Below are 13,752 nucleotides of genomic sequence, written 5' to 3'. Positions count from 1 at the left end.
ACTATTGCGTTGTAGTGAAAGTCACAGCACGGGTGAAATGAAAGTACACCTGTGCACTGAAATTTTTCGACCGCGCGTGGGCGTGGGTCGAATCGGCACACAAGACTGCCGGAATTTATCCTTTACCGCCAGTCGCAGATGCCTTAATGGTCAACCATCGCTGCAAAACCTGCTGTAAATCAGTACGTTTGAATGGCTTGGCCAGGTAATCGTTCATTCCGGCTTGCAGACAGATGTCCCGGTCGCCGTGCTGGGCGTTGGCGGTCAGGGCAATAATGGGCAACGTCGCCAGCCCCGGCAGCATTCTGATTCGGCGCGTGGCTTCGTAGCCGTCCATGACCGGCAGTCGGCAGTCCATCAAAATCAGCGCAAAGCTTTCCCGGCTGGCCATGTTCACCGCTTCAACGCCATCCGCCGCCACGCTTACCTGCAAGCCCAGGCTGCGCAGCATCGCCTCGACCACGGTGCGATTCACCGGGTTATCTTCGACCAGCAACACACAGGCGTCGCGGCTCTGGGGCATTTCGCCGACGCCGCCGGACGTGGGTTCTATCACTGGCGGCTGAACCCGCTGCAACGGGATTTTTAACTGAAACACCGAGCCGAGTCCTTCGCTGCTCTGGGCCTGCAGTGACCCGCCCATGCGTTCGGCCAGGTTGCGCGCAATGGGCAGGCCCAGGCCGGTGCCGCCATAGCGACGGGAGATGGAATTGTCCGCTTGCTGAAACGCGTCGAACATCGATTCCAGCAGGTCCGGAGAAATGCCGATGCCGCTGTCGCGCACAGCGCAGGTGAAGAAAATGTGCTGCGGGTCGGCGAGGGTGAAGTCCGCCTCGACGCGCACGCTGCCGAACTCGGTGAATTTCAGCGCATTGCCGATCAGGTTGACCAGAATCTGCCGGATGCGCGTCGGGTCGCCCTTGACTTGTAGCGCCCCCATCGACGGCGGCAGATCCAGTTCCAGTACCAGACCGCGCTGCTGTGCGTTGTGGGCAAACGCCTGAACCGAGGTGCTGATGAGGTCGGCGAGGTTGAACGAAATGCTTTCCAGTTCCAGCGCATCGCGTTCGAAGCGGGAGAAATCCAGAATGTCGTTGATGACCCGCAGCAGGTGCTCGGTGGATTCCATGGCCAACGCGGCGTATTCAGCCTGCTCATCGGTCATCTTCGTGGTTTCCATCAACTGCAGCATGCCCAGTACGCCATTCATGGGCGTGCGCAGTTCGTGGCTCATCATCGCGAGGAATTCGGACTTCGCGTTGTTGGCACGTTCGGCTTCTTCGCGGGTGCGGATGAGCTCGTCCATTGCCTGCTTTTGCTCGCGGCTGGCCTTCTCAAGGCCCAGGGCCAGATTGTTGATGTGTCTGGCCAGATCGCCCAGCTCGGCATCGTCGGCAACCGGCAGCGGGGCCGAGTAATCGCCGTGCTGAATGGCTTTCACCGCCGCGCTCATGGCGCTGATCGGCTGGGACAGGCTCAGCGACAGGCGTCTCGCCAGCATGTAGGTAAAGAGAAGGGCGAACATCGCCAGCACACCGGCCTTCAGCAATATCTCCTGCTCGCGCTGATTGAAGGCGTCGCTGGACATGCCCACCAGCACCCGTCCCAGATAACCTTCCACCGGTACGCTGGGGTCGTCACCGGAACCGGCCTCGTTGGCACTTTCGAACGGCTGCGCGGACCTGTCCGGCTGCAGGCGGATAGGCGCCTGGAACACTTCCATCTGCCGCGAATGCCCTTGTTCCTCGGCGGGTTCGACATGAACCAGCACCTTGCCGGCACTGTTGCGCACTTCGAGAAAACGCACGTGGGGCGTGTTCATCGTGGCGTTCATGAGGTTTTCCAGGACGGCGTTATTGCCGACGATGACCCCATATTCCGACGCGGGCGCCAACTGGTTGGCGATGAGTTGCCCGGTGTGATTGAGTTCCTGTCGCAGGTCCTGAATTCGCACCACAGTAAAGAAGCTGATTAGCAGGAGGGTCAGCAATAACGCGGGGCCCAGGCTGAGGATCTGCGTCCGGGTGCTGATGTTCCAGCCGCGCTGAGCCGTCACGACGCGATTCCAGCTGGCCGGATTCGCAGGATGTACCGAGGGTCAGGCATGGCAACGCCTGACGGGGCACGGGAAGTGAACGCTTGGTGTCATGTCACTGATCTCTTCGGGAACGACCTGACGATAGCTCATCGGCGTCGCTGAGGAATTTTCATCTCGGGGGCGCATCTTAACCGAGCTGTGGGCAATTTCCTCGGCAAGAGTGGGGGATCGGCTATAAGTTCGTGGGGGCACCTTTTGCCGCTGGCCCCGAGACTAACGCTCCGTATAATGCCCGCATCGCCAGATGTGATGGCCCTGAATGGATTGTTTTATGACCCAGCAGCAACCAATAGCGGTCCTTGGCGGCGGCAGCTTCGGGACCGCAGTGGCCAATCTGTTGGCCGGCAACGGTCATCGGGTGACGCAGTGGATGCGCGATCCGGAGCAGGCCGAGGCGATCCGGACGAACCGCGAGAACCCGCGCTACCTCAAGGGCATCAAGGTGCTCGACGGCGTCGAGCCGGTCACCGACCTGCACGCCACTTTGCAAGACAGTCAACTGGTGTTCGTGGCGCTGCCGTCCAGTGCGCTGCGTGGCGTACTGACCCCGCATGTCGATCTGCTCGCCGGCAAGATGCTGGTCAGCCTGACCAAGGGCATCGAGGCCGACACCTTCAAACTCATGAGCGAGATCCTCCAGGATATCGCCCCCGCTGCGCGGATTGGCGTGCTGTCCGGGCCCAATCTGGCCCGGGAAATCGCCGAACACGCCCTCACCGCCACGGTGGTCGCCAGCGAAGATGAAGACCTCTGTCAGCAGGTTCAGGCCGCGCTGCACGGTCGTACCTTCCGCGTGTACGCCAGCGCCGACCGTTTTGGCGTGGAGCTGGGCGGCGCGCTGAAAAACGTTTACGCCATCATCGCCGGCATGGCGGTGGCGCTGAATATGGGCGAGAACACCAAGAGCATGCTGATCACCCGCGCGCTGGCCGAGATGACCCGCTTTGCGGTCAGTCAGGGTGCCAACCCGATGACCTTCCTTGGGCTGGCCGGTGTCGGCGATCTGATCGTCACCTGTTCGTCGCCGAAGAGCCGTAATTATCAGGTCGGTTTTGCCCTGGGGCAGGGCCTGAGCCTGGACGAAGCGGTGACCCGACTGGGCGAGGTCGCGGAGGGCGTCAACACCCTCAAGGTGCTCAAGGCCAAGGCGCAGGAACTGCAGGTCTACATGCCGCTGGTGGCCGGGCTTCACGCCATTCTTTTCGAGGGCCGCACGCTGGAGCAGGTCATCGAACTACTGATGCGCGCCGAGCCGAAGACCGATGTCGACTTCATTTCAACCAGTGGTTTCAACTGATCCCTTCACGGAGAAGCTCTTGAACGAATCAAAACTCAAGCAACACGAATCGATCCTGCTGCGCATCCTGTGGATGGTGCTGTTTGTGCTGGTCTGGCAAGTGGCGGAGGTGGTGCTGGGGGTGGCTGTCCTGGTGCAGCTGGTTTACCGCCTGTTCAATGGCGCGCCGAGCCTCAGCGTCATGTCGTTCGGTGATAGCCTGAGCCAGTATCTGGCGCAGATCGGTCGCTTTGGCACCTTCCACACCGATCAGAAGCCATGGCCGTTTGCTGACTGGCCTGCGCCGCGTGCGCCCGAGGGCGAGGCGCCGCATGTGGTGGTTGTCAAGCCGCAACCGGCGCCTGCCGCGGCTGAGCCGACGCCCGTCACGCCTCAACCGGCGCCAGTGACTCCGCACCCGGTTCCCGCCACGCCGCCGGTGGTTTCCGAAACCCCGCCGGTGGTGGTCGACACGTCGCCCCCTGTTGCCGATGCATTGTCCTCTGCGCCGGGTAGCCCGTCGGTTACTCCGCCGGTTAAGCCCGACGAAGAGCCGAAACCGTGAAGCTCTGGATTCTGCGACACGGCGAGGCGAAACCTCAGGCCCGTACCGATGCCGAGCGGGAGCTGACGGCCAAGGGCCGCGAAGAGGTGTTGCGCAGCGCCGCTCACTTGATGGGTCAGCCGCTGCAGCGGATTATCGCCAGCCCCTATGTGCGTGCTCAGCAGACCGCCGAGCTGGTCCGTCAGGCCCTCGGGTTCACCGATGCCATCGTGACCGTGCCGTGGCTGACGCCAGACTGCAATCCGCACAAGGTGCTCGAGCAGTTGGATGCGTACAGCGCGGAGAATGTGTTGCTGGTCAGCCATCAGCCCTTGGTGGGCACGTTGATCGGGCTGGCGGTGCATGGCTCTTTGCAGCAGGCGCAACCGATGCACACCGCCAGTCTTGCTCAGCTTGAGGCGGATTTGCCCCTTGCCGGTGCGATGGAACTGGTGGATGTTCGGCACGCTGAGTGATGGGGCGGTGAGCGGTTTGCTCAGCTCCCCCTGCTGCCTGTGATATGTATTGATAACTCGCTAATAACAAGGAAGAACCATGAGTGTATGGCGTAGCCCTCCGGACCTTGACGCGCTTAATGCGAAGCAGAAGAACACCATCGGTGAGGTGCTGGATATTCGGTTTGAAGCGGTCGACGATCGGTCTCTGACGGCGAGCATGGCGGTGGATGAGCGCACTCATCAGCCTTACGGTTTGTTGCACGGCGGCGCGTCGGTGGTGCTGGCGGAGACGGTGGGGTCTACGGCCAGTTATCTGGTGATTGATACCGATCGGTTTTTTTGTGTGGGTATTGAGGTCAACGCGAACCATTTGCGCGGGGTGCGCAGTGGGCGGGTAACGGCAGTGGCGCACCCGGTGCATATCGGGCGCACGACCCATGTCTGGGATATTCGTCTGACGACGGAGGACGGCAAGGCCTTTTGTATTTCCCGGTTGACGGTGGCGGTGGTGCCCCATGGTGAGCAGCCTCCGTCTCGCTGATGGTTGGGCGCTTGACGCCAAGATCAAGGGCGTCGGCCTAACGGCCTCGGGTTTCGCCTTCGGCGAGTTACTTGGAAAAGCACCCCAAGTAACCAAAGGTGCCTGCTCCTGGTTGGGCCCTTCGTTCCTCAGGGTTCCTTCACTCCGGTCTCGCTCCGTGGGCCCGCGCCGAACGGACATCCATGTCCTGACGGCGCTCTCGCCGCATCCATGCGGCTCGGCCCACTCCGCAAAACCTGCGTTCAGCCTGCACCCAAGTCGCGATTGGCGGCGTCTGAGCTTCTTGTGCATGAAGATCAAAAGCAGATCAAAAGCAAAGCAGATCAAAAGCTTCCCGGCTAAAGCCGGTCCCACAGGGTCACCGCCAGTCCCACTGGCTGCACGCGCTGCTGTGAGTGGGACCGGCTTTAGCCGGGAAGAGGCCGGATTGTGCACCATCAATCTTACGGTCCAACGCTCGATCGTTCCCACGCTCCGCGTGGTAATGCCGCCTCAGACGCTCCGCGTCTCTGCCGTGGCGCTCACACCCACCAGATAAACCTCCCCATGACCGGAGTGGCCTCATCGATGGCAGTTCCGGTCATTGCCGCGCTTGGCGGGCGGTGCGCACAATCGCGGCTTGTTCTGGTTGCTCTGGGTGTGTAGGCATGTCTCAACCTCTGTTTTTCGCTCACGCCAATGGCTTTCCGTCGGGTACGTACGGGAAGTTGTTCGCGGCGCTTGGGCCTGAGTTCGAGATTCGTCATCTGGAGCAGCATGCCCATGACCCGCAATTTCCGGTGACGGACAACTGGCCGGAGCTGGTGGATGAGTTGATTCATCATCTGCGCGAGCAGGCGCAACCGGTGTGGGGCGTAGGCCATTCGCTGGGTGGTGTGCTGCATTACCACGCGGCGCTGCGTCATCCTGAGTTGTACCGCGGCGTTGTGATGCTGGATTCACCGGTGCTGACCCGGTTCGATCAGTGGATGATTCGGGCGGCCAAGCGCTTCGGGTTTATCGATCGCATCACGCCTGCGGGCCGGACGTTGGGGCGTCGTGAGGTGTTCAGCAGCGTGGAGGCGGCGCGGGATTATTTTGCCGGCAAGTCGCTGTTTCGGCGTTTCGATCCCGAGTGTTTCGAGGCGTATCTGCTTCACGGGCTGCAAGCCGATGGCGACGGGCTGCGCTTGCGTTTCGACCCCGCCACCGAAATCAGCATCTACCGCAGCGTGCCCCACACCAGCCCCGGCCTGGCCCGTCAGTTGCGCGTACCGTTGGCGATGGTGCGCGGCGAGAGCAGCGATGTGGTGCGGCGCCACCATGCGCTGTCGGTCAAAAGCATGCGCGAAGGCGAGTATCTTTCCGTGCCCGGTGGGCATATGTTCCCGCTCGAACACCCCGAGGACACCGCCCACATGCTCAGAACGCTGTTTTCCCGCTGGACGGCCAGGGCTGAAGGCGCGACCACTGACGCCGCCCTGCAACGAGCCCGCGCATGACCTGCTCGGTGGAAGAGATCCGCCTGAGCCTGCCCCATATCGAGCTGGCCGCTCATCTGTTCGGTCCCCAGGACGGCATTCCGGTAATCGCTCTGCATGGCTGGCTGGACAACGCCAACAGCTTCGCGCGGCTGGCGCCCAAGCTTGAAGGGCTGCGGATCCTGGCACTGGACATGGCCGGGCATGGCCACTCCGACCACCGCCCGCCGGGTTCGGCGTATGGTTTGCCGGACTACGCCCACGACGTGTTGCAGGTGGCGGGGCAGATGGGCTGGGAGCGGTTTTCTCTGCTGGGGCATTCCTTGGGGGCAATTATTTCCGTGATCGTTGCGGCGGCGGTCCCCGAACGAGTTAATCGTCTGGCCTTGATCGACGGGTTGGTTCCGCCTGTGGGCGAGCCCGAGTCTGTGGTCGAGCGCATGGGCGCGGCGCTGCAGGCGCAATTGACCCAGCAGAGCAAGCGCAAGCCCGTCTACCCGGACATGGACCGGGCGGTGGAGGCGCGGATGAAAGGCATGGTCGCGGTCAGTCGTGAGGCGGCCGAACTGTTGGCCCAGCGTGGCTTGATGCCGGTGCCGGGTGGTTACACCTGGCGCAGCGACAGCCGACTGACCTTGCCCTCGTCGATTCGTCTGACCCGCGCGCAGGCGCTGGCTTTCGTCACGGCGGTGCGCTGTCCGGCACAGTTGATCGTGGCCGAGGAGGGCATGCTCGCGCAGAACCGGGAGCTGCTCGCCAGTGTTCCTTTTACGGTGACGTCCTTGCCGGGCGGGCACCATCTGCACCTCAACGACGAGGCGGGGGCGCGCTCTGTTGCAGACTGTTTCAATCGCTTCTTCGCCGTGTCTTGACTTGCGACCTGCAACTGCCGAGGCTGGGGCAGTTGAAACAGGAGACTGCACGATGGACCACTGCCCACGCCGCACCGTTTTATTTTCATGCTCGCCGCGCGTTGTCGCGGCTTTGTTTTGCCTGCCGATTACGTCCCCGGGTGCTTTGCCTGCTGCATTCGCCGCCGCCTCGCCGATTGCCCTGCCATGAGCGCCTCCATGACGTTCACCCGCACGCTCGCGCTGACGCTGCTGCTGACCGGCGTCAGCGTCGCCACTCAGGCGGCCGACGTTCCCGGCAGTCAGGACTTGCCCATCGTGCCGCCGCTGACAGACGCGGAAATCGTTGATTATCGGCCTGCCGTTGAGCTGGAACGCATTTACCCGCTGGGCTCGATTCGCAAGATCAGCGGCCAGTTGCGCTTCGACGGGCAAGTGTCCGGGCGCGGCAACGTCACCGCCATCACCTACCAATTGCCGGTCGAGCACAGCGCCGACGAAGCGTTCACCGCCGCCCGCGAAGCGCTACAGCAGCAGGGCGCGCAGCTGCTGTTCTGGTGCCAGGCGCGGGATTGCGGCGAAAGCAGCCTGTGGGCCAACGAGGTGTTCGGCAATGCCAAGCTGTATGGCGCCGACAACGGTCAGTCCTATTTGCTGCTGCGCCTGGCCGCGCCGGCGGACAACACACTCGTGGCGTTGTACGGCATCACCCGGGGCAACCGCCGGGCTTTCCTCCATGTCGAGCAGTTTCAGTCGAGCACGCCGCTGGGGGATTTGCTGCCGACTTCCGCGACCCTGTTGCGCGAGCTGAAAAGCACCGGCGAGCTGGAACTGCCGATGCTGGCCGCTGAGCCGCAGGAGCCGTGGATCACCTTGCTGTCCCGTGGCCTGAATCTGGACAGCACCTTGCGGGTTACGCTTTCCGGGGATCAGCGCGAAGCGTGGCGTCAAGCGCTGGTGGCCAAAGGCGTACGCGCTGCACGGCTGGAAGCGGGCGACCGGAAAAATCCCGGCCTGACCCTCGAACTCATCCGCTGACCGCCGCAGAGCCAGGTTTGGTCTGACTTCACCGTGTGTTTACAATGCCGCCCTCCAATCGTACTCGTGAGTCAGATGACAGAGCCAAGCGTGCTTCGCCTTTCCATTATTGTGACGTTTGCTCTGGCTATTTTTGGGGTGGTATTCGGTCTGCTGACCGGGTCTGCGTCGATTATTTTTGACGGCGTATACACCCTTATCGACGCAATCATGACGAGCTTTGCGCTGGTCGTTGCCAAACTTATTGCCTTCTCTCACAACGATGTCGGTCGCGCCCGCCTGACCAAGAATTTCACGATGGGGTTCTGGCACCTTGAGCCCATTGTGCTTGGTTTATCCGGCACGCTACTGGTTGGAACCGCTGGCTATGGCCTGATCATGGCCGTCGGAAGCCTGATGGCGGGCGGGCGACACCTGGACTTCGATCTCGCGCTCATTTTTGCTTTTGTGGCCCTTGTGAGCGCGGTTGGAATGATCATCTATGGCAGACGAGCAAACAAACGCCTCAATTCAAGCTTCATCGCCCTGGACGTTAAAGCCTGGACAATCTCCGCTGCAATGACCGGCGCTCTGTTACTCGCGTTCCTGACCGGCTGGATTATCACGGGCACAGAGCTGGAGTGGTTATCGCCTTACATAGATCCAGCGGTGTTGGCGCTTGTTTGTCTCATCGTTCTACCCTTGCCTCTGCCAACGATTCGTGACGCTCTCGCAGATGTTCTGTTGGTGACCCCGCCAGAAATGAAGAAAAGAGTCGATGACGTTGCCAGCGATGCTGTCCAGCGACATGGCTTCCTTTCCTACCGTGCCTATGTGGCCCGGGTGGGGCGCGGGAGGCAGATCGAGATTTACTTCATCGTTCCACCGGGCTTGCCGCCACGCTCCCTGGAGGCATGGGATCTGATCCGGGATGAAATTGGCGAAGAGGTCGGAGGTACCGGCCCTGATCGTTGGCTGACAATCGCCTTTACCGTTAATAAAGAATGGGCTGAGTGATAGAAGGTCAATTCGCCCGCAAACACCGGCGGACAGGTCTTCAGCACGCATCGACCCGTCTCGGTTCCTTCCTTAAGGCTGGCGTGGGTGTGAGCGCGCGGCGGGCTGCGTGGTTAGACGGTATGCTTCTCGGATTAAACCCCCTCTTTTGCGGAATGACCGATGTTCAATAACGATCGCCTGTTGGTGCAGATTCTCCTGCTCGCGCTGCTCGGCGCCTGCCTGTGGGTGATGGTGCCGTTCTGGTCGGCGCTGTTTTGGGGTGCGGTGCTGGCGTTTGCCAGTTGGCCGCTGATGCGTCTGTTGACCCGCGCGCTCAAGGGGCGTGAGTCCCTCGCGGCGGCGATTCTGACCCTGGGGTGGATGGTGCTGGTGCTCGCGCCGCTGGTCTGGCTGGGCTTCAATCTGGCGGACCACGTGCGCGACGCAACGGCGTTCGTCAAGGACGTGCAAGTGGACGGCCTGCCGGATCCACCCACCTGGCTGGCGGGCGTTCCGCTGGTGGGCGAGCGGTTGGTGGGTTACTGGAACACCATCGACCAACAAGGCGCGGCGCTGCTGGTCAGCGTCCGGCCTTACCTCGGGCAAGTAGGCAACTGGCTGCTGGCGCGCAGTGCGCAGATCGGCGGCGGCATTCTTGAGCTGACCCTGAGCATCATCTTCGTGTTCTTTTTCTACCGCGACGGGCCGCGGGTGGCGGCGTTCGTGCTGAGTCTGCTGGAACGGCTGATCGGCGATCGCGCTCAGTATTACCTCGATCTGGTGGCCGGCACGGTGCAACGGGTGGTCAACGGTGTGATCGGCACGGCTGCGGCGCAAGCGGTGCTGGCCCTGATCGGTTTTCTGATTGCCGGCGTACCGGGCGCTTTGGTGCTGGGCATCGGCACCTTCCTGCTGAGCCTGGTGCCCATGGGCCCGCCGCTGATCTGGATACCTGCCACGGCGTGGCTGGCCTGGAGAGGCGATTACGGCATGGCGATTTTTCTCGGCCTGTGGGGCACCTTCATCGTCAGTGGCGTCGATAACGTGCTCAAGCCGTACCTGATCAGTCGCGGCGGCAACCTGCCGTTGGTGATTGTCTTGCTCGGGGTGTTTGGCGGGTTGCTGGCGTTCGGCTTCATCGGCCTGTTCATCGGCCCGACCTTGCTGGCGGTGGCCTACAGCTTGCTGCTGGACTGGGTCGGCGACAGCCGCGCGCGGCAGCCGGTCAAGTAACTCACACCCGTAAAAAACACGGGCATAAAAAACCGCCGCCGAGCTCAGCCCGGCGGCGGTTTTTTTTCGTCAGGCCGAGGTGCTGACGTATTTGCCGGACGTGGCGTTGCTGTTGAGGTTGTAACGGTCACTGAGGGCCGCGACCATGCGGTTCAAGGCTTCGGTGGCCTGGGTGGTGGTTTGCGAAGTGGCTGTTTGGCTAGCGGCGGTCTGGTTGCTGGAGGACGAGGTGCTGGCGGAATTTGTCGTGCCCTGCAACGCGCTGGTCAGTTCAGCCGCGGTGATGCTGCCGTCACTGTCGCTGTCCAGGCTGCTGAACAGGTCACTGGCGTCTTCGGCAGGGGGCGGAGGCGGCGGTTGTTGGGCCTGCAGGCTGGCGGTCAGTTCGTCGAGGCTGACGGTGCCGTCCTTGTTGGTGTCGAGGGCATCGAACACTTTACTGCTGTCGGCGCTGCTGCCGGAACTGCTCAACGCTGTGGTCAGTTCAGCGCTGCTGACTGTCCCGTCGCCGTCGCTGTCCAGCGCACTGAGCAGGTTTTGCGCTTCGTCTTCGGAGGACGCGGCGTCCATCTGCATCGGCGGTGGCGGCGGAGGCGTCAACGCAGCCAGTTCGTCGGCGTCGAGGCTGTCGTCGTCATTGCTGTCGAGATCGCCGAACGCCTTGCTCAAGCTGACGGTAATGCCGTCTTTTGAATCTGAGGACAGCGACGAGCTCAGCTCGTCCTTGTCGATGCTACCGTCGCCGTTCGCGTCGAGTTTCTTCAATAATTCGTCGGCGAACTTCTTGCTGTTGGCTGTGCTGGTGGTGCTGCTCGTGCTGGCACTGGTGTAGCTGGAATAACTGCTGCTGCCGCTGACGCCTGTGATCATCGGACTGACTCCCCATCAGATGGATAATGCCGGGCGGTGCTCCGGCTTATGCAGCGTCAGGGCAAGGCGTGTCGTGGGTGTGTTGGGTTTGTACCGGCGGAGTTACCTGAGCGCTTGCGTCAGGCTTAGCTCAGTGGGACCGGCTTTAGCCGGGAAGAGGCCAGTCAGAACACCGTCAGATTTAGGGTGTGACGCCTGACGAATTCCCGGCTAAAGCCGGTCCCACAATGGGCTCCATCGCCAGTACCACCGAACTCACCCGGTCCCATCCTGCTGATGGCTCCGGGTCAGATTCGCGGCAGATCCAGCACTGCGGTCAGGCCGCCACCAGGGGTTTTTTCGAGGCGCAGGTCGCCGCCCATTCGGCGCGCGGCTTCCCGGGCGATGGTCATGCCGATGCCGACGCCGCCCGAGTTGCGATTGCGCGAGCTTTCGACGCGATAGAAGGGCTCGAACACCACTTCACGCAGGTCTTCAGGAATGCCGGGGCCGTGATCGATGACGCTGACCCGCAGGCGATCGCTGGCGTCTTCGATCTCCACCCGCGCGTGCCCGGCGTAACGCAGGGCGTTGTCGATCAGGTTGTTCAGGCAAGAGCGCAGGGCCATGGGCTGGGACTTCAGTGGCCGGCAGGTGCCGCTCGCCTGAATGTCGTCACCGTTGTCCTGGGCGTTTTCGGCGAGGGATTCGATCAGCGCCTGCACGTCGAAATACTGCAGCGCTTCGCTGGTGCGCTGTTCGTTGAGGTAGGTCAGGGTCGCGTCGAGCATGCCGATCATGTCGTTGAGGTCCTGGCTCATCTGCCCGTGCAGCCGCGGCTCGTCGATCTGTTCGACCCGCAGTTTCAGACGCGCCAGCGGCGTGCGCAGGTCATGGGACACGGCGGCGAGCATGCGCCCGCGCTGTTGCACCTGTTCGCGAATGCGCTCCTGCATCAGGTTGAACGCCTGCGCCGCCTGACGTGCCTCGCGAGGGCCATTGGCGGCCAGGGGCGGGCTGTCGAGGTTTTCGCTGAGGCGCTCGGCCGCTTCGCTCAGTCGGCGGATCGGCCGGCTCAGGGCCTTGGCGCCGAACCAGGCGGCGAGCACCAGGCTGATCAGCTGGAACAGCAAGGGCACCAGCGGAATGCCGAGCATCGGCGGGCGGCATCCTTGCGGTGGAGGAGGGCGCTGAAGGTCGTCGTCCGTTGCAGCGTCGCGTTCGGGTGGCGGTTGCATCTGGCTTTCCATCGGCCGATCGCAACCGGGCGGGGGCGGCATTCTCGGGCCGTAGTGGTGAAACCAGACGAATGCGAGCAGGTGCGCCAGGACGATCGCCAGCATTGCCCCGCCAAACAGCCGGGCAAACAGGGTATCGGCCGAGCGGATCAACCAATCTCCCGGGCGTCGAACATGTAGCCTTCGCCGCGCACGGTTTTGATCAGTTGCGGTGACTTCGGGTCGTCGCCGAGCTTCTGCCGCAGGCGCGAGACGAGGAGGTCGATGCTGCGATCGAACGCTTCAATGGAGCGGCCCCGGGCGGCGTCGAGCAGTTGTTCGCGGTTGAGCACGCGACGCGGCCGTTCGAGGAAGACCCGCAGCAGGCGGAATTCGGCATTGGACAGCGGCACGACGAGGCCGTCCGGCGCGGTGAGTTGGCGCAGGACGCTGTTCAGGCGCCAGTTGTCGAAGCGCAGGGTGGTGCGTTCTTCGGTGCGGTCATCGCGCACGCGGCGCAGGATGGTCTGGATCCGCGCGACGAGTTCGCGGGGCTCGAAGGGTTTGGCCATGTAGTCGTCGGCGCCCAGTTCCAGGCCGATGATGCGGTCGGTGGGTTCGCAGCGGGCGGTGAGCATGAGGATGGGGATGTCGGAGGTGCTGCGCAGCCAGCGGCAGAGGGAGAGGCCGTCTTCGCCGGGGAGCATGAGGTCGAGGACGACGACGTCGTAGGTGTCTTCGGTGAGGGCCTGGCGCATGGCGTTGCCGTCGGTGACGCCGGTGCTGTGGATGTTGAAGCGGGCGAGGTAGTCGCAGAGCAGTTCGCGGATGGGGATGTCGTCGTCGACGATAAGGGCGCGGGTGTTCCAGCGGCGCTCTTCGCTCGGCGCGGTGGCGGTGGTGCTGTCGGGTGTTGTCTGCATGGTGCTGCCGCCGTGTGGTGCTGCCGAGTGGGCCGCGGGTAGGAGTCGACGCTGCCATGCTACTTCGCTGGCGAGCGGGGCGGAAGGGTGAGGGGGGCAGGTGTCGGTGGATTGTCGTGAATGTATCAAGGTCGGTACACGGCTGACCTGCCGTGCTTCGTATCAAGATCAAGATCAAGATCAAGGGCGTCTGCCTGGGGGCAGACTGTTTCGGCTTTGGGGGGTTGATTGGGGGGGGGGGGAAGTTCGACTTTTTCAAAGAAATCGGCGAAAGGGAAAAAAAAAG

General features: G+C 62.6%; 11 protein-coding genes and 3 pseudogenes. 9 read left to right on the top strand and 5 right to left on the bottom strand.

Going from position 1 to position 13,752, the window contains the following annotated elements; translation table 11 throughout:
- Window positions 1-115: 115 nt before the first annotated feature.
- Both AC07VF_RS18435 and AC07VF_RS18430 read right to left on the bottom strand, forming a co-directional pair.
- Window positions 116-502: pseudogene (locus AC07VF_RS18435) on the bottom strand (response regulator); the annotation flags it as partial.
- A 65-nt stretch (window positions 503-567) separates the two neighbouring features.
- A pseudogene (locus tag AC07VF_RS18430) lies at window positions 568-2,056 on the bottom strand (ATP-binding protein); the annotation flags it as partial.
- Window positions 2,057-2,369: 313 nt separating this feature from the next.
- Here AC07VF_RS18430 and AC07VF_RS18425 point away from each other — a divergent pair.
- The 9 genes and pseudogenes from AC07VF_RS18425 to AC07VF_RS18385 all read left to right on the top strand — a co-directional run bounded on the left by AC07VF_RS18425 (window position 2,370) and on the right by AC07VF_RS18385 (window position 10,477).
- Complete coding sequence (locus AC07VF_RS18425) at window positions 2,370-3,395, top strand: NAD(P)H-dependent glycerol-3-phosphate dehydrogenase (RefSeq protein ID WP_346626381.1); 1,026 nt, start codon at window positions 2,370-2,372, stop codon at window positions 3,393-3,395.
- Window positions 3,396-3,414: 19 nt separating this feature from the next.
- A pseudogene (locus AC07VF_RS18420) lies at window positions 3,415-3,735 on the top strand (DUF4389 domain-containing protein); the annotation flags it as partial.
- Between the two features lie 200 nt (window positions 3,736-3,935).
- Complete coding sequence (sixA, locus tag AC07VF_RS18415) at window positions 3,936-4,394, top strand: phosphohistidine phosphatase SixA (RefSeq protein ID WP_346626380.1); 459 nt, start codon at window positions 3,936-3,938, stop codon at window positions 4,392-4,394.
- 79 nt (window positions 4,395-4,473) lie between these two features.
- A complete protein-coding gene (locus AC07VF_RS18410) occupies window positions 4,474-4,917 on the top strand; it encodes a hotdog fold thioesterase (RefSeq protein ID WP_346629733.1) in 444 nt (147 codons plus the stop codon).
- 647 nt (window positions 4,918-5,564) lie between these two features.
- Window positions 5,565-6,398, top strand: coding sequence for an alpha/beta fold hydrolase (locus tag AC07VF_RS18405; protein WP_495009706.1), 834 nt, complete (start codon window positions 5,565-5,567; stop codon window positions 6,396-6,398).
- Complete coding sequence (locus tag AC07VF_RS18400) at window positions 6,395-7,249, top strand: alpha/beta hydrolase (protein ID WP_495009707.1); 855 nt, start codon at window positions 6,395-6,397, stop codon at window positions 7,247-7,249. The genes AC07VF_RS18405 and AC07VF_RS18400 overlap by 4 nt, the downstream gene beginning before the upstream one ends.
- Window positions 7,250-7,447: 198 nt before the next feature.
- The gene (locus AC07VF_RS18395) at window positions 7,448-8,266 is read left to right on the top strand and encodes a DUF4892 domain-containing protein (RefSeq protein ID WP_495009708.1); all 819 of its coding nucleotides are present in this window, start codon (window positions 7,448-7,450) and stop codon (window positions 8,264-8,266) included.
- A 75-nt stretch (window positions 8,267-8,341) separates the two neighbouring features.
- Complete coding sequence (locus tag AC07VF_RS18390) at window positions 8,342-9,262, top strand: cation diffusion facilitator family transporter (RefSeq protein WP_495009709.1); 921 nt, start codon at window positions 8,342-8,344, stop codon at window positions 9,260-9,262.
- 162 nt (window positions 9,263-9,424) lie between these two features.
- Window positions 9,425-10,477: an AI-2E family transporter gene (locus AC07VF_RS18385; protein WP_172612548.1), complete on the top strand. Its 1,053-nt coding sequence runs from the start codon at window positions 9,425-9,427 to the stop codon at window positions 10,475-10,477.
- 69 nt (window positions 10,478-10,546) lie between these two features.
- Here the strand turns inward: AC07VF_RS18385 and xopAW are convergent, their stop codons facing one another.
- From xopAW to AC07VF_RS18370, 3 genes are all read right to left on the bottom strand, one after another.
- Complete coding sequence (xopAW, locus tag AC07VF_RS18380; protein WP_495009710.1) at window positions 10,547-11,347, bottom strand: XopAW family type III secretion system calcium-binding effector; 801 nt, start codon at window positions 11,345-11,347, stop codon at window positions 10,547-10,549.
- Between the two features lie 287 nt (window positions 11,348-11,634).
- Window positions 11,635-12,717, bottom strand: coding sequence for a sensor histidine kinase (locus AC07VF_RS18375; RefSeq protein WP_192174905.1), 1,083 nt, complete (start codon window positions 12,715-12,717; stop codon window positions 11,635-11,637).
- Window positions 12,714-13,466 (bottom strand): response regulator, encoded by a 753-nt coding sequence (locus AC07VF_RS18370; RefSeq protein WP_346626371.1) that lies wholly within the window; start codon window positions 13,464-13,466, stop codon window positions 12,714-12,716. Before AC07VF_RS18370 ends, AC07VF_RS18375 begins: the two co-directional genes overlap by 4 nt.
- Window positions 13,467-13,752: the final 286 nt, after the last annotated feature.

It is taken from the genome of Pseudomonas sp. GW821-FHT02H06 (assembly GCF_059421525.1).
The sequence above is the reverse complement of the archived record's forward strand: the minus strand, read 5'-3'. Positions and strand labels throughout refer to the sequence as shown.

Coding starts and splice junctions, on each gene's coding strand:
- AC07VF_RS18425 (WP_346626381.1), top strand. CDS start 2,370: ATGACCCAGCAGCAACCAATAGCGGTCCTTGGCGGCGGCAGCTTCGGG.
- AC07VF_RS18410 (WP_346629733.1), top strand. CDS start 4,474: ATGAGTGTATGGCGTAGCCCTCCGGACCTTGACGCGCTTAATGCGAAG.
- AC07VF_RS18405 (WP_495009706.1), top strand. CDS start 5,565: ATGTCTCAACCTCTGTTTTTCGCTCACGCCAATGGCTTTCCGTCGGGT.
- AC07VF_RS18400 (WP_495009707.1), top strand. CDS start 6,395: ATGACCTGCTCGGTGGAAGAGATCCGCCTGAGCCTGCCCCATATCGAG.
- AC07VF_RS18395 (WP_495009708.1), top strand. CDS start 7,448: ATGACGTTCACCCGCACGCTCGCGCTGACGCTGCTGCTGACCGGCGTC.
- AC07VF_RS18390 (WP_495009709.1), top strand. CDS start 8,342: ATGACAGAGCCAAGCGTGCTTCGCCTTTCCATTATTGTGACGTTTGCT.
- AC07VF_RS18385 (WP_172612548.1), top strand. CDS start 9,425: ATGTTCAATAACGATCGCCTGTTGGTGCAGATTCTCCTGCTCGCGCTG.
- xopAW (WP_495009710.1), bottom strand. CDS start 11,347: ATGATCACAGGCGTCAGCGGCAGCAGCAGTTATTCCAGCTACACCAGT.
- AC07VF_RS18370 (WP_346626371.1), bottom strand. CDS start 13,466: ATGCAGACAACACCCGACAGCACCACCGCCACCGCGCCGAGCGAAGAG.